Origin of the sequence: Clostridium porci, assembly GCF_009696375.1 — a bacterium.
GTDB classification, from domain to species: domain Bacteria; phylum Bacillota; class Clostridia; order Lachnospirales; family Lachnospiraceae; genus Enterocloster; species Enterocloster porci.
Map to the genome: position 1 here is coordinate 80556 of NZ_VUMD01000001.1, position 19812 is coordinate 100367.

General features: G+C 47.1%; 18 protein-coding genes and 1 pseudogene. 15 read left to right on the plus strand and 4 right to left on the minus strand.

What is annotated here, in order from left to right; all coding sequences use genetic code 11:
- Positions 1-267: 267 nt before the first annotated feature.
- The 10 genes from mraZ (at position 268) to FYJ39_RS00425 (ending at position 12372) form a co-directional block, all read left to right on the plus strand.
- Positions 268-693 carry a division/cell wall cluster transcriptional repressor MraZ gene (mraZ, locus tag FYJ39_RS00380; protein ID WP_154470490.1) on the plus strand — a complete coding sequence of 142 codons (426 nt, stop codon included), beginning with the start codon at positions 268-270 and terminating at the stop codon, positions 691-693.
- On the plus strand, positions 693-1646 hold the full coding sequence (gene rsmH, locus FYJ39_RS00385; RefSeq protein ID WP_154470491.1) for a 16S rRNA (cytosine(1402)-N(4))-methyltransferase RsmH: 954 nt from the start codon (positions 693-695) through the stop codon (positions 1644-1646). Before mraZ ends, rsmH begins: the two co-directional genes overlap by 1 nt.
- 105 nt (positions 1647-1751) lie before the next feature.
- Positions 1752-2282: a septum formation initiator family protein gene (locus FYJ39_RS00390; protein WP_154470492.1), complete on the plus strand. Its 531-nt coding sequence runs from the start codon at positions 1752-1754 to the stop codon at positions 2280-2282.
- Complete coding sequence (locus FYJ39_RS00395; RefSeq protein ID WP_154470493.1) at positions 2260-4647, plus strand: peptidoglycan D,D-transpeptidase FtsI family protein; 2388 nt, start codon at positions 2260-2262, stop codon at positions 4645-4647. Before FYJ39_RS00390 ends, FYJ39_RS00395 begins: the two co-directional genes overlap by 23 nt.
- Positions 4648-4699: 52 nt before the next feature.
- Positions 4700-6490: a peptidoglycan D,D-transpeptidase FtsI family protein gene (locus FYJ39_RS00400; protein WP_154470494.1), complete on the plus strand. Its 1791-nt coding sequence runs from the start codon at positions 4700-4702 to the stop codon at positions 6488-6490.
- Positions 6491-6560: 70 nt separating this feature from the next.
- Entirely contained in the window at positions 6561-7529 is a 969-nt protein-coding gene (mraY, locus tag FYJ39_RS00405) for a phospho-N-acetylmuramoyl-pentapeptide-transferase (RefSeq protein WP_154470495.1), read from the plus strand.
- Between the two features lie 57 nt (positions 7530-7586).
- Complete coding sequence (gene murD, locus FYJ39_RS00410) at positions 7587-8945, plus strand: UDP-N-acetylmuramoyl-L-alanine--D-glutamate ligase (RefSeq protein WP_154470496.1); 1359 nt, start codon at positions 7587-7589, stop codon at positions 8943-8945.
- 17 nt (positions 8946-8962) lie between these two features.
- The gene (locus tag FYJ39_RS00415) at positions 8963-10183 is read left to right on the plus strand and encodes an FtsW/RodA/SpoVE family cell cycle protein (RefSeq protein WP_154470497.1); all 1221 of its coding nucleotides are present in this window, start codon (positions 8963-8965) and stop codon (positions 10181-10183) included.
- 152 nt (positions 10184-10335) lie between these two features.
- Positions 10336-11616 carry a UDP-N-acetylglucosamine 1-carboxyvinyltransferase gene (gene murA, locus FYJ39_RS00420; RefSeq protein ID WP_154470498.1) on the plus strand — a complete coding sequence of 427 codons (1281 nt, stop codon included), beginning with the start codon at positions 10336-10338 and terminating at the stop codon, positions 11614-11616.
- 24 nt (positions 11617-11640) lie between these two features.
- The gene (locus FYJ39_RS00425) at positions 11641-12372 is read left to right on the plus strand and encodes a cell division protein FtsQ/DivIB (protein WP_154470499.1); all 732 of its coding nucleotides are present in this window, start codon (positions 11641-11643) and stop codon (positions 12370-12372) included.
- A 164-nt stretch (positions 12373-12536) separates the two neighbouring features.
- On the opposite strand, the gene FYJ39_RS00430 is transcribed toward FYJ39_RS00425, so the two are convergent.
- Both FYJ39_RS00430 and FYJ39_RS00435 read right to left on the minus strand, forming a co-directional pair.
- Positions 12537-13190, minus strand: a complete 654-nt coding sequence (locus tag FYJ39_RS00430) for a CAP domain-containing protein (RefSeq protein WP_154470500.1) — start codon at positions 13188-13190, stop codon at positions 12537-12539.
- Positions 13191-13240: 50 nt separating this feature from the next.
- Positions 13241-13513: a GNAT family N-acetyltransferase gene (locus FYJ39_RS00435; protein ID WP_154470501.1), complete on the minus strand. Its 273-nt coding sequence runs from the start codon at positions 13511-13513 to the stop codon at positions 13241-13243.
- Between the two features lie 124 nt (positions 13514-13637).
- Between FYJ39_RS00435 and FYJ39_RS00440 the strand changes: the two genes are divergently transcribed.
- The 4 genes from FYJ39_RS00440 to sigE all read left to right on the plus strand — a co-directional run bounded on the left by FYJ39_RS00440 (position 13638) and on the right by sigE (position 17383).
- A complete protein-coding gene (locus FYJ39_RS00440; RefSeq protein WP_154470502.1) occupies positions 13638-13952 on the plus strand; it encodes a hypothetical protein in 315 nt (104 codons plus the stop codon).
- Between the two features lie 224 nt (positions 13953-14176).
- Positions 14177-15454, plus strand: a complete 1278-nt coding sequence (gene ftsZ, locus FYJ39_RS00445) for a cell division protein FtsZ (RefSeq protein WP_154470503.1) — start codon at positions 14177-14179, stop codon at positions 15452-15454.
- A gap of 257 nt (positions 15455-15711) precedes the next feature.
- The gene (locus FYJ39_RS00450; protein ID WP_287848526.1) at positions 15712-16590 is read left to right on the plus strand and encodes a sigma-E processing peptidase SpoIIGA; all 879 of its coding nucleotides are present in this window, start codon (positions 15712-15714) and stop codon (positions 16588-16590) included.
- A 52-nt stretch (positions 16591-16642) separates the two neighbouring features.
- Positions 16643-17383: an RNA polymerase sporulation sigma factor SigE gene (sigE, locus tag FYJ39_RS00455; RefSeq protein ID WP_154470504.1), complete on the plus strand. Its 741-nt coding sequence runs from the start codon at positions 16643-16645 to the stop codon at positions 17381-17383.
- 66 nt (positions 17384-17449) lie between these two features.
- On the opposite strand, the gene FYJ39_RS21430 is transcribed toward sigE, so the two are convergent.
- Together FYJ39_RS21430 and FYJ39_RS00460 are read right to left on the minus strand one after the other, a co-directional pair.
- Positions 17450-17656 (minus strand): OST-HTH/LOTUS domain-containing protein, encoded by a 207-nt coding sequence (locus FYJ39_RS21430; protein ID WP_407923818.1) that lies wholly within the window; start codon positions 17654-17656, stop codon positions 17450-17452.
- A 39-nt stretch (positions 17657-17695) separates the two neighbouring features.
- A pseudogene (locus FYJ39_RS00460) lies at positions 17696-18433 on the minus strand (NYN domain-containing protein); the annotation flags it as partial.
- A gap of 258 nt (positions 18434-18691) precedes the next feature.
- Between FYJ39_RS00460 and FYJ39_RS00465 the strand changes: the two are divergent.
- Positions 18692-19804, plus strand: a complete 1113-nt coding sequence (locus FYJ39_RS00465) for an FkbM family methyltransferase (RefSeq protein ID WP_154470506.1) — start codon at positions 18692-18694, stop codon at positions 19802-19804.
- The last annotated feature ends 8 nt before the right edge of the window (positions 19805-19812 follow it).

The following is a 19812-nucleotide window of genomic DNA, read 5'->3' on the forward strand; positions in this document are numbered from 1 at the left end:
GAACGAAGGTTCCCTCCCATATGTAGAGGCAGCTGCGAAAGACATAGCAGCAGCCTCTTTTTTTTATTTATTTTTTTAGAGAAATACGTAAAAAAACCTTGCCATTTCCCAGAATCTATACTATTATGGACATACAAGTGGTAGAAAGTGGCGTAAAGTGGTAGAGGATGGTTGTTAAGTGGATGAGGTGGGGGTTAGGATTCCCCCCTCAGTCATCCGCAGAATTGAATCTTCAGGTACACCATAGGACAGGGCAGGTGATAAGTTATGTTCATGGGCGAGTACAATCATACAGTAGACGCGAAGGGACGGCTTATCGTCCCTTCAAAATTCAGAGAGCAGTTAGGTGAAGAGTTCGTTGTTACGAAGGGCCTTGATAACTGCCTTTTTGTGTATGAGAATTCAGAATGGACCGCTCTGGAAGAAAAGCTGCGAACGCTGCCTCTTACAAATACTGCCGGACGTAAATTTTCACGTTTTCTTCTGGCGGGAGCTACCACCTGTGAAGTAGACAAGCAGGGAAGAATTCTCCTTCCGGCTGTTTTAAGAGAGTTTGCCGGAATCGAGAAAGACGCTGTACTGGTAGGTGTAGGCAGCCGGATTGAAATCTGGAGCAAGGATAAGTGGCTTGCTGCCAATACCTTTGATGATATGGAAGAAATTGCAGAACATATGGAAGGCTTGGGAATTTAATGGACGAGAACACATTCGGACACAAATCCGTACTTTTATATGAAACAGTAGGAAGCTTAAATATCAAGCCAAACGGCTTTTATGTAGACGGAACACTTGGAGGTGGAGGCCATGCCTATGAAGTGTGCAAGCGCCTGGGCGGAGGACATCTGATCGGAATCGATCAGGACGAGGACGCTATCGCGGCAGCCGGCGAGAGGCTGAAGCCCTTCTGTGATAAGGCGACTATTGTAAGAAGCAATTTTAAAAACATCCAGAAGGTACTGATGGAGCTGGATATTCCTAAGGTGGACGGTATTTATCTGGATTTGGGTGTGTCCTCCTATCAGCTGGACACAGCCTCCAGAGGCTTTACCTACAGGGAAGCGAACGCGCCGCTCGATATGAGAATGGATCAGAGAAATGAGAGGACAGCTGCCGATATTGTTAACACCTATGATGAGATGGAGCTGTATCGGATCATCAGGGATTACGGAGAGGATAACTTTGCTAAGAATATAGCAAAGCATATCGTGAAAGCGAGGGCTGAACATCCGATACGGACGGCAGGAGAGCTGACAGAGATTATAAAAGCCGCTATCCCGGCCAGGGTAAGAGCTGCGGGCGGACACCCGGCAAAGCGTACCTTTCAGGCTATACGGATTGAGCTGAATCAGGAACTGGAGGCTCTGGATCATTCGATCGATCTTATGATTGATCTGCTGAATCCAGGAGGGCGCTTAAGCATCATCACCTTTCATTCACTGGAGGACAGAATTGTAAAAAACCGGTTTAAGAACAGCGAATCCCCCTGCTGCTGTCCCAGGGAATTTCCGGTTTGCGTGTGCGGCAAAAAGAGCAAGGGGAAGGTTATTACCAGAAAGCCGATTCTTCCTTCAAAGGAGGAGATAGCTGTAAACAGCCGTTCCAAGAGCGCAAAGCTGAGAGTGTTTGAACGGGGAGAGGATGATTAAAAGCTGAATAAAGAAAGAGCTGAAAGAGATAAAGAGCGGTTTCAGCTCTCTGAGGAACAAAGGATAACAGAAATTTTATTATGAGGGATGGGAGGATAGGGTGTTATGGCCGCAAAAGCAAGGGCGTCGGCAGGACGTACGAACAGACAAAAGACGGGCAGGCCTGTATATGGCAGCGCCTATGTACACGGCACGGCAGCGCCAAAGCTTGAACCAAAGACGGCTCCGTCACCGGAAAGACCGGGAAAAAAGCCGGCTGACAGACGGTCAGTACGCGCCAGCCATCGGATCAGGCGTAATCAGGAACGGGCCATGTATATGGATCTTCCATATGTGATTATGCTGACTATAGCGTCGGTTTTTACCTTATACCTCTGTATTAATTATCTCCATGTCCAGTCCTCCATCACAGCCAGGATGCACAATATTGAGCGGCTGGAAACAGAATTGGAGCAGCTTAAGGCGGAGAATGACGCACTGGAAACCAGTATCAATACCAGCGTGGATTTAAATAAGATATATGAGATTGCTACAAAGGAACTGGGAATGGTCTATGCCCGGAAAAATCAGGTATTATTGTATGACAAGACAGAAAGTGAGTATGTAAGACAGTATGAAGACATCCCGGAATATTAAACCTAAGGGCCGCCGCGATTCCTTTGGAGGCGGCTCTCGGGATAAACAAACCGTAAGAGGAAAATATTTTTACCCAAAGTACTTGCAGGAAAAGCTGGCAATCACCGTTTTGGTGATTACGCTGGCTTTGTTTGCTTTAATTATGGTTCTTTACCGGATTATCCGGGATAACAACGAACAGTATAATAAGATTGTTCTGACTCAGAGACAGCAGGAGTATGACAGCCGTACTCTGCCTTACAGGCGGGGAGATATTGTGGATCGGAATGGAACTTATCTGGCCACCAGCGAGAAGGTGTATAACCTGATTATTGACCCCAGGCAGATTATGTCGGCTCCGGAAAATTTTCTGGAGCCCACCATCCAGGCCCTGGTGGAAGCCTTCGGCTTTGATGGAGGGGAGCTAAGAAGCCTGATTGAGGAGCGTAAATCCAGCGCCTATGTGAGATACAGTAAAGGCCGCCAGCTCTCCTATGATCAGCGGATCGCCTTTGAGCAGCTGGCCAAGGACACCAATGAGGCTTACAGTAAGAGCGAAAACGACGCAGAGGCAAAAAAACGAGTTAAGGGCATCTGGTTTGAGGATGAGTACAAGCGGATTTATCCTTACAATTCTACGGCCTGCAATGTGATTGGATTTACAAGCGCAGACGGTTCCGAAGGTACAGGAGGAATCGAGCAGTATTACAACAGCAGTCTTATCGGCGTGAACGGCCGTGAATACGGCTACCTGGATTCAGAGTCCAACCTGGAAGGGGTGGTTAAGCCTGCCATTAATGGAAAGACCGTCGTTTCCACCATTGATGTAAACGTACAGAATATTCTTCAGAAATATATAAATGAATGGCAGACTACGGTAGGAAGCAGGATAACTGCCGCCATTGCCATGGATCCCAGAAATGGCGAAATACTGGCTATGGGCAGCAGCAATGTCTTTGATCTCAACAATCCCAGAGACGTAAGCGGATTCACAGAGGATCAGCTTATGGAGCTTGGAAAAAAGGAGGCGGCAGCTGTATATAAGAGGAAAAATGACGGCGCTGTGATTACAGAGGATCAGGTTTTGGATTATTTCAGCCGGGAGGATGTCCTCTCTTATGGACAGCAGGTTGCCTGGAACCAGATATGGAGGAATTTCTGTGTCAGTGATACCTATGAGCCGGGCTCTCCGTCTAAGGTGTTTACAGTGGCGGCGGCTCTGGAGGAAGGTGTGCTGGGCAAGGACGAAACCTTTGATTGCGGGGGCTTCCTCCATGTGGCGGACAGGGATATTTACTGTGCAAACCGATTGGGTCATGGCACGTTGACGGTGGAGGAATCTTTGATGTACTCCTGTAATGTCTCTATGATGCGGATTGCCCAGAGGCTGGGACGTGATAAGTTTTGCAAATACATGGAGCTTTTTGGGTTTGGAGATAAGACGGGGATTGATTTGCCTGGAGAGGCCGATACCAGCGGTCTTGTATATAAGGCTGACAAAATGGGACCTACGGATCTTGCGACCAATTCCTTTGGACAGAATTACAACTGCACAATGGTTCAAATGGCGGCTGCCTTCTGTTCTGTGATCAATGGGGGCTCCTACTATGAACCTCATGTTGTAAAGCAGATACTCAATGAACAGGGAGCTGTTGTGGAAAAAAAGGAGCCTGTGCTGGTGCGGGAAACCATATCCCAGTCTACAGCGGATTTCCTCAATGAGGCTATGTTCCGAACCGTAGAGGAAGGAACAGGAAAGGTAGCCCAGGTTGCGGGCTACGAGGTTGGGGGAAAGACTGGAACGGCGGAACGCCAGCCACGCTTGGAAAAGAATTATCTGGTATCCTTTGCAGGCTATGCCCCGGTGGAGGAGCCTCAGATATTCGTCTATGTGGTAATTGATATCCCCAATTACCCACCTGGTCCTGAGCAGGCCCACAGCTCCTATGCCAGCGCCATTTTCTCTAAGATTATGGCGGAGGCTCTTCCATATCTGAATGTATTTCCAGAAGAGGAGCTGCCGGAATCGGAAGAGATTGGAAAGAGCCAGCAATCCCCGGAAGGGATTAACGAACCTGAAACAGGTTTTGAGGGAGAAGGGGAGGAAGCAGGAGAGAGTGAGACGGGGGACGCTAAGGTACAGCGGCAGACAGACGAGTATATCATTGCGGCCCCGGAGGGTGACGCAGGCAGCGGAGTGCCGGACGCCGTGCCCTCAGCCTCAGGACAGTCTCAGGAACCAGAAGGGCCGCTAACGAGAGGCGAAGGTTCTCCCTCCGGGGAAGAGGAGACAGCGGGAACGGCCCCCGAAGGGAGGGAAGGAGCCTCTCAGGATACTCAGGGAGGGACGGCTGCGGCTGCGGCGCTGGATGAGAATGTGACATAAAATGAGCTGGGTTCCAATATATTATTAACAATGATGGACGCCGGAGATGCTCATGTATTCAAACCTTACAAAGCATAGAAAGAATATAGCCGTCCTGGGACTGCTCATTGCGATTGTGATGGTGGGTCTGTCAGGACGGCTTGGCTTTCTTATGATTTTCCGCTCGGAGCATTACGGAGATATGGCAGAGGAGCTTCACCAAAGGGAACGGACGATTAAAGCTGCCAGAGGCCGGATTATTGATGCCAATGGGGTTGTGATCGCGGATAACCGGACGGTATGTACCATTTCTGTTATTTATAATCAGGTGGAGGATAGGGAGAAGGTGATAAACATTCTATGCAGAGAACTGGGCATGGATCAGGAGACAGTGAGAAAGCGGGTAGAGAAGCGAAGCTCCAGAGAGATTATCAAAACCAACGTGGATAAGGAAGTGGGAGATACGATCCGTTCCTACCGTCTTGCTGGGGTAAAGGTGGACGAAGATTACAAGCGTTACTATCCATATGACGATCTGGCTTCTAAGGTTCTGGGATTTACAGGAGGTGACAACCAGGGGATTATCGGTCTGGAGGTTAAATATGAAACCTATTTAAAGGGTCTTAACGGAAAGATTCTCACCATGTCCGATGCCAAGGGAGTGGAGATTGAAAATGCGGCTGAGGATCGGATTGAGCCTGTAGCTGGCAATGATCTTCACATCAGCCTGGACGTAAACATCCAAAAGTATGCGGAGCAGCTGGCCTATCAGGTGCTGGAGAAGAAAAATGCGAAAAGGGTATCGATTATCGTTATGAATCCTCAGAACGGGGAGCTATTAGCAATGGTCAATGTACCGGAGTTTAACTTAAACGATCCCTTTACCCTGAACCAGAATCTGAGAAGTCAAAGCCTTCAGGAGCTGGCAGCCCAGAAGGAAGGCCTTACAGGGGCCAAGAAACAGGAGCAGTTAAACCAGATGTGGAGAAACACCTGTATTAACGATACCTATGAGCCGGGCTCTACCTTCAAAATCATTACTGCGGCAGCAGGACTGGAATCAGGTGCGGTAAAGCTGACGGATCAGTTCTCCTGTCCTGGATTCAGGATCGTGGAGGATAGAAAGATCCGCTGCCATAAGGTAGGGGGGCATGGAGCGGAGACGTTTTTACAGGGAGCCATGAACTCCTGCAACCCGGTATTTATTGACGTAGGTCAGAGGCTTGGGGTAGACGGGTATTATAAATATTTTTCACAGTTCGGACTGGGGGGGAAGACAGGCATTGATCTGCCTGGCGAGGCAGCTACTATCATGCATAAAAAGGAGAATATGGGCCTTGTGGAGCTTGCTACCGTATCCTTTGGCCAGTCCTTTCAGATTACACCCATTCAACTGATAACCACAGCAGCGTCCATTGTGAACGGAGGAACCAGAGTGACGCCTCACTTTGGAATCTCTGCTGTAAGCGCTGATAAAAGCAGAGTCCACGAATTTAAGTATTCCTCTCAAAAGCGCATCCTATCAGAGGAAACCAGCGCTACCATGCGCTATGTGCTGGAGCAGGTGGTGGCAGAGGGGAGCGGCAAAAAAGCGAAGGTAGAAGGCTTTCGGATTGGAGGGAAAACAGCTACCTCCGAAAAGCTTCCAAGAAGTCTTAAAAAATATATTTCTTCTTTTATTGGCTTTGCGCCTGCGGATAATCCACAGGTCATGGCTTTGGTTACTATAGATGAGCCGGAGGGAATTTATTACGGCGGAACCATTGCTGCTCCGGTAGTAGGAGATTTATTTAAGAATATACTTCCTTATCTGGGAATTCAGGCAGCAGAGGAAGAAACTGCTGTTCATGAATCCAATCCATAGTTGATTATTCCCGGAAAAAGACGTATACTAAATACCAAATAAGACTTACATATGAGATTGAGGTGCCCTTATGATTCATGAAACCATCCTAGCTATTATCATTGCATTTGCCATAAGCGCATTGCTTTGCCCTGTTATTATTCCTTTTCTCCATAAGCTGAAATTCGGCCAGCAGGTAAGGGATGACGGACCCCAGGCTCATTTAAAAAAGCAGGGTACGCCCACCATGGGAGGCTTGATTATACTCAGCAGCATCATTATTACATCTGTTTTTTATATCCCCACCTATCCCAAAATCATACCCGTGCTCTTTGTAACGGTAGGATTTGGCATTATTGGCTTTCTGGATGACTATATTAAGATAGTAATGAAGCGGTCCGAAGGATTAAAGCCGGTGCAGAAGCTAGTTGGACAATTTGCTATTACAGGAATTTTTGCCTGGTATGTATTAAACAGCCAGGAGGTTGGAACGGATATGCTGATTCCCTTTACCGGAGGATTTGAGGGAGGTAAATTTCTCTCTCTTGGAATTTTTTTTGTTCCAGCCCTGTTTTTTATTGTTCTGGGAACCGATAACGGAGTGAATTTTACCGATGGGCTGGACGGACTTTGCACAAGCGTTACCATTCTGGTAGCGACCTTCTTAACCATTGTGGCCGTCGGTGAAAAGATGGGCATCAGTCCCATGACAGGGGCAGTGGTGGGAAGCCTTCTGGGATTTCTGCTCTTTAATGTGTATCCTGCCAAGGTGTTCATGGGCGATACTGGTTCACTGGCTTTGGGCGGCTTTGTGGCGGCCTCTGCCTATATGATGCGCATGCCCCTGTTTCTTCCTATTATCGGTCTTATTTATCTGGTGGAGGTACTTTCCGTCATTATCCAGGTTACCTATTTTAAAAGAACCGGAGGAAAGCGATTTTTCAAAATGGCTCCAATACACCATCATTTCGAGCTTTGCGGCTGGTCGGAGACGAGGGTGGTGGCGGTGTTTGCCATTGTCACCGCTGTACTCTGCATGGTCGCTTATCTGGGATTGTAAGGGTCTAGTCTATTTGGAAGCCAAAGTGTGGTTTGAAATAAGGAGGTTATTTGACAAATGAACAAAAGCCAGAAGGTATTAATTGCAGGAACCGGCGTCAGTGGTATCGCGGCGGCCAGGCTTGTATTGGAACGGGGCGGAGAGGTTGTGCTGTATGACGGAAATGCCGCTCTTAAAGATGAGACATTGAAGGCAAACTTTGAAGAGGGAGCCAGGGTGAATGTAGTGCTGGGAGATATTAAGCGCACAGACTTGCTGGGAGTGGAACTGTGCATTATCAGCCCCGGAATCTCATTAGACAGCCCCTTTGTGGCAGTGGTGGATGACGCCAAGATTCCTATATTGGGAGAGATAGAGTTGGCTTATCAGTGCGGCTGCGGAAGATTAGCGGCGATAACAGGCACCAACGGCAAGACTACCACCACAGCCCTGGCAGGTGAAATTTTAAAAGCGAAATACGAAGAAACCTTTGTAGTGGGCAATATAGGTGAACCCTACACCGCCAGGGTTCTGGAGATGACGGACAATTCCGTGACGGTAGCAGAGGTGTCAAGCTTCCAGCTGGAAACCATTATGGATTTCCGGCCGAATGTCAGCGCCATCCTGAATATAACCCCGGATCATTTAAACAGGCACAAAACTATGGAAAACTATATCCGCATCAAAGAGTGTATCACGATGAATCAGAGGCCGGGAGACACCGTGGTGCTGAATTACGATGACCCATTCTTAAGGGAGTTTGGTCAGAGTCCTGAGCTTGCTCCAAAGGTAGTTTGGTTCTCCAGCCGTGAGAGTCTTAAGGATGGCTTCTGTATGGACGGAGACAACATTGTATACAGGGAAAACGGCAGAGCTGAGGCAGTTGCCGATGTCCGCCGTATGAAGCTTCTGGGCCGCCATAATTATGAGAATGTCATGGCGGCTGCGGCCATAGGACGGGAGTTTGGCGTGCCTATGGCTGAGATTACCCGGGTGATTGAGGCCTTTCAGCCGGTAGAGCACAGGATTGAGTTTGTGAGGGAGAGAACTGGAGTCAGATACTATAATGACTCTAAGGGCACCAATCCGGATGCGGCGATTCAGGCCCTGCGGGCTATGCCAGGGCCTACGCTGCTGATTGCAGGGGGGTATGACAAGAACAGCGAGTATGATAAATGGATATCTGAGTTCCCAGGTAAGGTTAAGCATCTTGTGCTGATTGGACAGACCAGAGATAAGATTGCCGAATCTGCGAAGCGGCATGGCTTTACAGAAATTATGTATGCGGAAGATATGAAGGAGGCAGTGCAGGTTTGCGCCGTTTACGCAGAGATTGGAGATTCGGTACTGTTAAGCCCTGCCTGTGCAAGCTGGGGTATGTTTAAGGATTACGAGGAGAGGGGACGCGTGTTTAAGGAGTGCGTCATGGAGCTTTAAGCAGGAGGTAATTGCGTATGTCGGGAAGGGTGCAGACAGCAGCCGGGTCTGGAAGCCAGAACAGGCGGCAGGCGGGATACCCAGATCAGGGAGTACAGAAGACACCAAAGAAAAAAAAGAAGCCGAGGCATTTTTACGATTACAGTCTTTTATTCTGCATCATTTTCCTTACGGCCTTTGGATTAGTTATGATATACAGCTCCAGCTCCTATATGGCTCAGCTCAATTACAAGGACAGCGCCTATTTTATGATGCGCCAGGCGAAGATAGCGGCCGGAGGATTTGTGCTGATGCTGTTTATATCCAAGCTGGATTATCATGTATTTGCAAGGTTTTCCGTAGCAGCGTACATCGTTTCCTACATATTGATGATTGCGGTAAGCCTTGTGGGACGTGAGGTCAACGGTAAGAAACGCTGGCTGCCTCTTGGGCCTTTCAGCTTCCAGCCTACGGAATTTGTAAAGATTGCTTTGATTGTGCTCCTGGCGGCAGTGATCACTACCATGGGAACCAGGATTAACAAGTGGCGGAATATGGGCTATATTGTTCTTCTGACACTTCCCATAGCAGGCCTTGTTACAATGAATAACTTAAGCTCTGGTATTATCGTCTGCGGTATTGCCTTTGTAATGCTTTTTGTGGCATGTAAAATAAAATGGCCCTTTTTTTCCATAATAGCGGCGGGAATGGGAATGCTGGCCTTTGCCGGGCCTATTGGTAAGGCGCTGAATCAGATAGGGCTTTTGCAGGGTTATCAGTATCGAAGAATTGAGGCATGGCTGAATCCGGAGCTGGATCCTACAGACAAAGGCTTTCAGGTTCTTCAGGGCCTTTACGCCATAGGCTCAGGCGGTTTGGTAGGACAGGGGCTAGGGGAGAGTATACAGAAGCTGGGCTTTGTGCCCGAGGCTCAGAATGATATGATTTTTTCGATTATATGCGAGGAGCTGGGATTGTTTGGAGCTATCTCCATTATTCTGATCTTTCTGTTTATGATCTACAGATTTATGATTATCGCCAACAATGCTCCTGATTTGTTCGGCGCTCTTTTGGTGGTGGGTGTTATGGGGCATATTGCCATTCAGGTTATACTGAACATCGCGGTGGTTACTAATACCATTCCCAACACGGGCATCACCCTTCCCTTTATAAGCTATGGAGGTACGTCGGTTCTCTTCCTTCTGATGGAGATGGGAATGGTGCTGAGCGTATCCAACCAGATAAAGCTTGAGATGTAGCGTTTAAGGGACAGGGGTAAATAGGTTTATGTAAAAAGGACAATGATGAACTGCACAGGCCAAGACAGATTGGCATATGCTTCTAGTAGATCGTGTTTTTAAGGGAGCATAATGGATGCTCCGGGAAGACTCAAATACCAGGAGGTGCCCCATTGTCTGTTATTCAGGTTCGTGGTCTTACTCCTCTTAAAGGAGAGATATTCATACAAGGTTCTAAAAACGCTGTTTTGCCCATGATGGCTGCGGCTTTGCTTCATAAAGGAATTACAGTGCTTACAAATGTTCCTGTGATTCGAGATGTAGCCTGTATGGAGGACATACTGGAGCATCTGGGGTGTGGGTGCTGCCGGGAGGGAAACTGCCTGATTATAGACGCGCGGCAACTTACAGACACCCATATACCAAGTGAGTATGTGACTGCCATGCGATCTTCCATCGTAGTGCTGAGCGTCCTCTTAGGACGTATGGGAGAGGGGAGCAGCTGTTATCCGGGCGGCTGCCTGATCGGTGCAAGGCCAATCGATCTGCATTTGATGGTGTTGAGTAAGCTGGGAGCCAGGCTGAAGGAGAAGGACGGACTGATAGAGGCAGCCTTAAAGGACGGAGAAGGACTTAAGGGTACGGAGATATTCCTTCCTTATCCCAGCGTGGGAGCTACAGAGCAGGCAATTTTAGGCTCTGTTCTTGCAAAGGGAGTGACAGATATCCATGGAGCCGCAAGGGAACCGGAGATAGGACAGTTATGCCGGTTCCTGAACAATATGGGAGCAGTTGTCTGCGGAATGGGAACGGATCATATTGTGGTGCAGGGGGTGGAGGAGCTTCATGATAGCAATTTTTGTGTGGAGGGAGACCGGATTGTGGCTGGAACCTATGGGGCGGCTGTATTGGCAGCTCAGGGAACTGTAACCCTTAAGGGGGTGTGTCCTTTGGACCTTAAATCTCCTATGGAAATGCTTGTCAGAGCTGGGGCTTATGTGAGAAGCAGGGAAGCGTCCAGAGAGATAGAAGTGACTATGGAACGCCGTCCTTTGGGACTTGGTATTGAAACAGGGCCTTATCCTGGGTTTCCTACAGATTTGCAGTCGCCCTTTATGGCATTTCTGGCTGCAGGAGCAGGCCGCAGCGTCATAGAGGAGAAGGTTTTTGAGGAACGGTTTGGAACTGTGGATTCTCTTAAACAGATGGGCGCTTCCATCTGTGCCCAGGGGCAGTGCGCAGTGATTGAGGGCGTTTATCCCTTAAAAGGGGCCACGGTTCATGCTTCGGATCTGCGGGGCGGAGCGGCTCTGACTGTGGCGGCCTTGGCAGCAGAGGGAACCACAACCATCAGGGATTGTCATCATATTGAGCGGGGGTATGAGGACATATGCCGGGATTTGGCAGAGCTTGGAGCCGACATCCGATGGGTAAACGAAGCATGTACACTCTAATCTATTACAGCGAGAGGTTACTCCATGAGAAATTCAGTCAAAAAACATCATCTGGGACTGGGAATTGCTGTGGCGGCTGTTCTGCTTACGGCAATCCTCCTTTTGTCTCTTCAGATAAGGAGCGTCCAGGTAACTGGCAGCGAACGCTATAGCGATAAGCAGATAGAGGAACTGCTTTTTTCAGGAAGATGGGGAAAAAATTCGGCCTACGCTTATTTTTCCGACCGGTTCAGAGCACACCGTCAGATTCCTTTTGTAGAGGATTATAAGATAGTGTTCCATAGCCCTCTGGAGGCAGAGGTAATTATATATGAAAAGAGCATTGTAGGGTACGTGTCCTACATGAGCAGCTATATGTATTTTGATAAGGATGGAATCGTGGTAGAAAGCTCCGGACACCAGTTGGAGGGGGTTCCTCTTGTTACGGGGCTGGATTTCGGGCAGATTGTACTTTATCGTCCTCTTCCTGTGAAGGAGAGCAGTATTTTCGAGGAAATATTGAATCTGACCCAGCAGTTGTCTGTATATGATTTGAAGGTGGACAGGATTCAATATGACCCCAATGGACAGGCCTCCCTTTTGATTGATAAGATGGAGGTATCACTGGGGAATCATACGGATTTAGACGGGAAGATTTCCACTCTTAAGGACATTTTAAATGCTCAGCCCCAGCTGGTTAAGGAGAGGGGTGTGCTGAAGCTGGAGAATTATACGGAGGCCAGCAGTGGGAAGGGGATTACATTTAAAAGAAAGTAGCAGGCCCAGAAACAGTACTTGGTGGTTTTACGAGCCGCAGCTGAGCCAGGCCCAAGCCGGTAGGTTGGGCCTGGCTCAGCTATAGACAGAGAAGAACCGGCTTCCTAAGAAATGCTTCCAGAAAGCATACCACAGCAACCGGTTCTTATGGCGGGTTAAAAGCATTAGTTTGCAAAAAGCTGAACCCAATAGTAGATGCCGTCGATATAAGCGCAGCCTACTCCCATGCGTCCAAAGTCAGATTGTAAAATGTTTTCCCTGTGGCCAGGGGAATTCATCCAGGCAGTCATAACAGCCTCAGGTGTTTTCTGCCCGCTGGCAATGTTTTCGCCGCAGGAGGTATAGGAGACGCCTGACTCTGCAAGAATAGTGAAGAAGCTAGAACCATCAGGACGGGTATGGCTGAATGTTTCCTGGATTTCATAGGCCCGTGCCTGTGCGCAGGCAGCCAGCCCATCATCCCATGCCAGAGCGCTTATATTCTTTTCCGCTCTTTCCTGATTGACAATCTGGAATACATTGTAGGCAAAGCTGCCGGTATCCTTATTAACCTGTACAACACCATTTACCGTCCAGGCGCCGCTTGCGTCCACTGTGTATCCATCGGGAGTGGTAGTATTCATAAGACAATATCCCTCAGGCGTAAAATAGTAGTATTTGCCGTCAATCCATTGCCAGCCGTTTGTGTGGAAGGAGGCATCGTCCTTTTGGTATTTCCAACCTGAGGCATCTCCAATCCACTGTCCGCCGAAAGCAGTGGTAAGGGATGACAGAGAAAGGGACGCAACAAGAGTGAGAATTGTGTACAGCTTTTTCATATGGGCTACCTCCGGGATCATATTTGGCTTATTATCAGGGATACAGGAGTTTACTTTACTACATCATCATATTCAGGATGCTTCTCAAACCATTTAACTGCATAGGAGCAGGTTAAAACTGCTTTCTTATTCTGAGAACGAAGGTGATTCGCTGCTGCCTCCATAAGCTGACCGGCCACTCCCTGGCCCCGCAGTGATTCATCCACGAATGTATGGTTGATAGCGACCGTATGGGCGTCTGTATCAGGAAAGGTAACTTCGGCCAGTAGCTTTCCATTGGGATCATAGCAAGAAATCTGATTCTGATTATAGATAAAATTCATATAATGTATCATTCCTTTCTTTTCTCTCAAGGCATAAACCACTGTTACTATATTTAATATAGCGAAAAATGAGAGAAATGTCAAAAAAATAAATATAACATTTTACTATAATATGGAGATTATTATGAAATTGTTCTTAGACGTAGCGTCGCAGTTTTTAGCAGAGAAACGGGATTACTATAATAAGAAGGCAAAAAGCCTTGGAGCAGCCTCCCTTATGATATGTTTTTTTGCATTTATAATAGTATATATACTATTTCTTCTTCGATTCATGGGGACAGCCGTCCTTGCAGCAGCAGTATTCCTGCTCTTGGCTGCCCTGACAGCGATGCTGGCAAAGGAGAATGGCACAAAATCCGAGATCTACAGCCAGATTTTTGAGGATTTGCAGGAGGTACGAGCCAGAGCCAATGAGAGGTCTGAGTTAATGGCAAAATAAGGCGGTATAGCTGTCGTTAACTGAATTATACATAAAAGGTGAATAAAAACAAAAACTCCAATAAAAGGATTTCTTAAAATCCAATATTTTCTTGAAAAACCTATTGATATTTTTTGCAAAATCAAATATAGTATTAGTTAGATCAGACTTTGACGAGAGATTGACATATATAATAAGAAGAGATATGCCATGGGGCATGAGGGAATAAAAGGAGGATATGAATCTTGTTAGAGATTAAGATAAATGAGTCGGAAAATACCGCCAGGATTATTGTTGTAGGTGTGGGTGGCGCAGGGAATAACGCGGTTAACCGCATGATTGATGAAAACATTGCCGGGGTGGAGTTTATTGGAGTTAACACTGATAAACAGGCCCTTCAATTTTGTAAAGCCCCTACAGCTATGCAGATTGGTGAGAAGCTGACAAAGGGTCTGGGTGCAGGCGCAAGGCCTGATGTAGGCGAGAAGGCGGCAGAGGAAAGCTCCGAGGAGATTTCGCAGGCTCTGAAAGGCGCTGACATGGTATTCGTAACCTGCGGCATGGGCGGTGGTACCGGTACAGGCGCGGCTCCTGTGGTTGCCAAAATTGCAAAGGACATGGGTATTCTTACGGTAGGTGTTGTGACGAAGCCCTTCCGTTTTGAAGCGAAAACACGTATGAGTAATGCTTTAGCCGGTATCGATAACTTAAAGGACAGTGTCGATACCTTAATTGTGATTCCAAATGACAGGCTTCTGGAGATTGTGGACAGGCGTACTACGATGCCTGACGCCCTCAAGAAAGCAGATGAGGTGCTTCAGCAGGCAGTTCAGGGAATTACCGATCTGATCAATGTTCCGGGTCTGATCAACCTGGACTTTGCAGATGTTCAGACGGTTATGATTGACAAGGGTATCGCTCACATCGGTATTGGTAAAGCCAAGGGTGATGACAAGGCTATTGAGGCTGTTAAGCAGGCAGTGTCCAGCCCTCTGTTAGAGACCACCATCGAAGGCGCAAGCCATGTTATTATCAATATCTCCGGCGATATCAGCCTGATTGAGGCAAACGAAGCTGCCAGTTATGTTCAGGAGCTGGCAGGAGATGATGCTAATATTATTTTTGGCGCTATGTATGATGAGAGCGCTCAGGATGAGGCTACCATCACCGTTATAGCTACTGGACTGGACGAGCGTGGGGCCAGTCCATCCATTTCCAAGGCTATGAACGGTTTTGCGAACTTCAAGACCAAAGTACCGGCAGGAGGAACAGCTGCCGCTCATCAGGCGCCCCCTGAGGCGGCGGCTACAGCTCCTTCTCCCTATGGGAGACCTGCTGGCGGCTATCATCTCACTGGTTCCGGCACCCAGGGCTACAATCCTCCTAAGTATAATCCAAACCAGGGCTACAATGCCGGTGGGAGTACGGGGGCATCTGCGCCCACGGCGCCTCCCTCCTTCCGTCCTACAGCCAATAAGGAAATGCAGATCAATATTCCTGATTTTCTGAAAAATAAGAGATAGTTCATATTTGCCTAGGGATATGCGAAACTCTACAGAACCTGTAGATTACAGTAAAATTGCTGTGATCCGCAGGTTTTTTTATGCATTTTTTTCTAAGCTTCTGCAATAAAATAATCCTGAAAGATACAATATTTGTTGCATATGGAAATTATGTCGATAAATATAGTATTTTTTCTCTGCTCTTTCGACAGATTTTGCATGTCATAATTACTATAATTGCCTACAGATAAGTTGATAGGGAGGTGAGGCCGGACTGAGTGGTTTATACAGTGTACATAGATGTAGTATTTGCAGTCAACACCATGATGGACATGGCAGTGCTGGTAATCTTGAACAGGGTGTTAGCATACAGGACAACCAAAGGGCGGCTTTTAGCAGGCGCAATGATTGGCGGGGTGTGGTCCTGTGTGGTAAGCATATATCCTGGCCTCCCGGCTGCAATGACGGGATTCGTAACCTATGTGGCAGTGAGCAGCCTGATGGCTGTGGCTGCCTATGGCCTGAAAAGCGTCAGGGAGATTGTGAAATCAGTGGCAGGTATTTATCTGGTGTCCGTAGTAATAGGAGGAATCATGCTGGTTATCTACGAGCACACCAGAGCCGGATATTATGCGGCCTTGCTTATGAATGGAGGAACTATAGGAGGTCTGTCTGCTAAGGCTTGCTTTTTCATGATTGCAGGAGCGGCGGCAGGCTGCTACGGCTTTTCAGAAGGAGTAAAAGAGCTTATATCATCCATGGCCCACAGGAAGGATTTGTGTACAGTCACACTGAAATACGGAGACAGGGAAGAACGGATTACAGGTCTTATTGACACAGGCAACCGTCTTAGAGAGCCGGTAAGCGGCCGGCCGGTACATGTTGTAACGGAAGAGCTTTGCAAGCGGTTGTGTCCTGTGGTAAGAGGAGTGGTATATGTACCCTACCAGTCAGTAGGGACGGCTAACGGAATCCTACCGGCTGTGTTTATAGACAGAATGGAGGTAGAGCAGGAGGGAAAAAGCTATTGTATTGCCCGGCCTCTGCTGGCAATTTCAAAGCAGCCTCTTTCCCCCTCAGGAGAGTATCAGATTTTAATACAAAAAGCTGATGAAGGAACCAGTACAGAACCTAAGAAAGGATATATTGCAGGGTGATGTGATGGAATAACGCACCTAGATAATACACAACATACAGGAGGACATTCCCATGATAGTTAAAGTTTCCATACCCAATCGTTTTCAGTTAAAAACCGTCCCCAGCTTTCGAACGGTTCTTATGCCTAAGAAGGGCGAGGTTCACTATATAGGTGGAGCAGATATACTGCCGCCGCCTTTGGAGGCAGAGGAAGAAAGCCGGATGATTGGACTTCTTGGCAGCGAAGACGACAAGGACGCCAGATCCATGCTGATCGAACATAATCTAAGACTGGTTGTATACATAGCTAAGAAGTTTGATAATACCAGTGTAGGAGTGGAGGACTTAATCTCCATCGGCACCATCGGACTGATCAAGGCCATCAACACCTTTAATCCTGATAAAAATATTAAGCTGGCAACCTATGCTTCACGCTGTATTGAAAATGAGATATTGATGTATTTGAGGCGGAATAATAAAACGCGCCTGGAGGTGTCGATCGACGAGCCCTTAAATGTGGATTGGGATGGGAATGAACTGCTGTTATCGGATATTCTGGGAACCGATGAAGATGTAATCTATCATGATATTGAGGAGGAGGTGGAGAAGAACCTTTTAAACAATGCGATCAGCCGCTTAAACCCCAGGGAGCGCAAAATAGTAGAGTTGCGTTATGGCCTTACCAGTGAGGATGGTGTGGAGATGACACAGAAGGAGGTAGCCGACCTTTTAGGTATTTCTCAGTCATACATATCAAGGCTGGAGAAAAAGATAATGAAGAGGCTGAAAAAGGAGATCGTGAGATTTGAATAGATAGAAAAAAACGCTGTCCCTGCCAGTTGGATGACTGAGGGGACAGCGGCTTTTTTGTTGCAGATATTATTTTAGCTGTACCACGTTATCCTTGATTTTAAAGGTTCCAAAGCTTCTTATAAAGCTGGAGATACGGCTGAAACCATACTGCTTAACATCAAAGGAGGGATGAGACTTTCTCAGCTCATCATGGATGATGCTTAAGTTATCCACCACACCGTTGTTGTCGTGGATAATCCGGGTAATTTCTCTCTCAATCTCAGATTTGGAAATGCTTGCGCTTTTTTCCTGAACAAAATATCCGCCATGGAGCTTTACGACCTGGAAGTCATTGTTATTCAGGCTTTCCAGAAATGTGGATAATTTGGAATAGCCATAATTACGGACGTCAAAATCTGAAAAACGCTTGGTAAGAAAATTGCCAACTCTGGCCAGAATAATGGGCTGATTCTGGCTGTTGTTTTCAATCAGAAGCTTGGTAATAGCCTTTTGAATTTCGTCGATGCCGGTAATGGTCTTTTGAATCTCATCAATGGCAGCTACCTCTGCTTTTGCCACAGCCGTATTCCCATTGCGGCCCTTTGCAGCCACCGGTGTCTCAGCCCCATCCTCCGAAGAAATAATTTCCAGCAGTTTAAAGGTATCACATGCCGACCGGAAGGGCTTGGGTGTTTTCTTCTCCCCGATTCCCATGACGAACATACCGGCCTCTCTCAGCCTCTGCGCCAGCTTTGTAAAGTCGGAGTCGCTGGAAACCAGGCAGAAGCCGTCTACATTTCCAGAATAGAGAATATCCATAGCATCAATAATCATAGCCGAATCCGTTGCATTTTTTCCCGTTGTATAGTTATACTGCTGTATAGGATTGACAGACCAGTCCAGAAGCACATTTTTCCAGCTCTTTTTTTCATTATCTGTCCAGTCTCCATAGATACGCTTGTAGGTAGCAATTCCAATATCAGACACCTCGTCCAATATATATTTGATGTACTTGGGGGAGACGTTGTCTGCGTCAATCAGCACTGCAAATCTGCGTTCATTTTGTTCCATAGCTTTTCACTTTCTCTTATCGGTTATTTTTCATATATTTCTAACTATGACAAGTGTAACATACTGGGGAAGAAGCTGTAAAGAGGTAAGTCGCCGACAAAAAGGAAGAAATAAGAAGAAATGCAAACTGTATTTAAAGCGAAAAAGCTATTATGTAATTGGCGAAATATGTCGATAAGTGTAATGTAATGAAACATTGTCAGCTACTGCCGCTGATAGAACAGCAGCGTGACGTTGAAAGACAGGAGGACTTGGGCCTTGTATGTAAACGGAACGGGATTTAGAGAACAGCTTGTAAGAAAGAGAGAGAATCGGGTTTTAAAGGAAGCGGAGGCTCTTATAGAGCAGCTTTTAAAAGAAAAGGGCAGCTTTGCCCTATGGGGGGCTGGCAATACGGGGAACCATACCCGTCGTTTTTTAGAGAGGCGGACGAATGGTAAGCTCCGGCCTGCATATGTGGTTGATAATAATCCCTCTCTATGGGGGAAGGATAATATAATCGGGCCAGAGGAATTTTTCAGCCTGAAGGACGGTCCGGCTCATCTGGTGGTGGCGGTGTATGTGGCGGATCAGGTAGTTGATCAGATTCGGAGCTTTGGCTACAAAGGGAAGGTAAGCTGTCTGAATGCTACAACACTCTATGAAGAGGGGGATATCTGGACTCCTTATGAGGCCTGTTTCGCTGAATTGGAGGAGACATTTTGGCTTCTGGCAGATGAACGATCCAAAGCGACATTGATCGGATTCCTTAATTATATAAGGACACTGGATGACAGATATCTGGAAGCTGTCAATGGAAACAGCCGTGAGAAGCTGATGGATGCTTCTGTTTTAAGGCCGACACAAAAGGAATATTTTGTTGACGTAGGAGCCTTTACCGGAGATACGATTGATTCTTTTTTAAACATTTCAGACAGAGAATATAAAGGTATTTTAGCGCTTGAGCCGGATAAGGAAAATTTTTCAGCATTATGCCGGTATGTGACCAGTAATCAGCTGGATCGAATTATAGTAAAGCAGTTGGCGGCAGGTGAGGAGGAGGGAAGGCAGTGGTTTCAATCAGGAATGTCTGAGAGCTGTCGTATTGGGGAGTATGGAACTGGGGAGATAGAAGTAAGAAGGCTGGACAATATGCCTGAGGCTTCGGATGTTACCTTGTTAAAGGTTTCCTCCAACGGATTGGATTTAAGCGTGCTTAAGGGAGCGGAGGGCTTAATCCTGAGCAATGGACCTAAGATATCGACCTATGCCAGCGGTTCCCTTCTCTGGGAGATACCTGCATATATCAAAAAGCTGAATCCTGATTATAAAATATATTACAGACATTATGGCTTAGGAAGACAAGCCATGATTTGCTATGGGGTTTTATGAAACGGCTA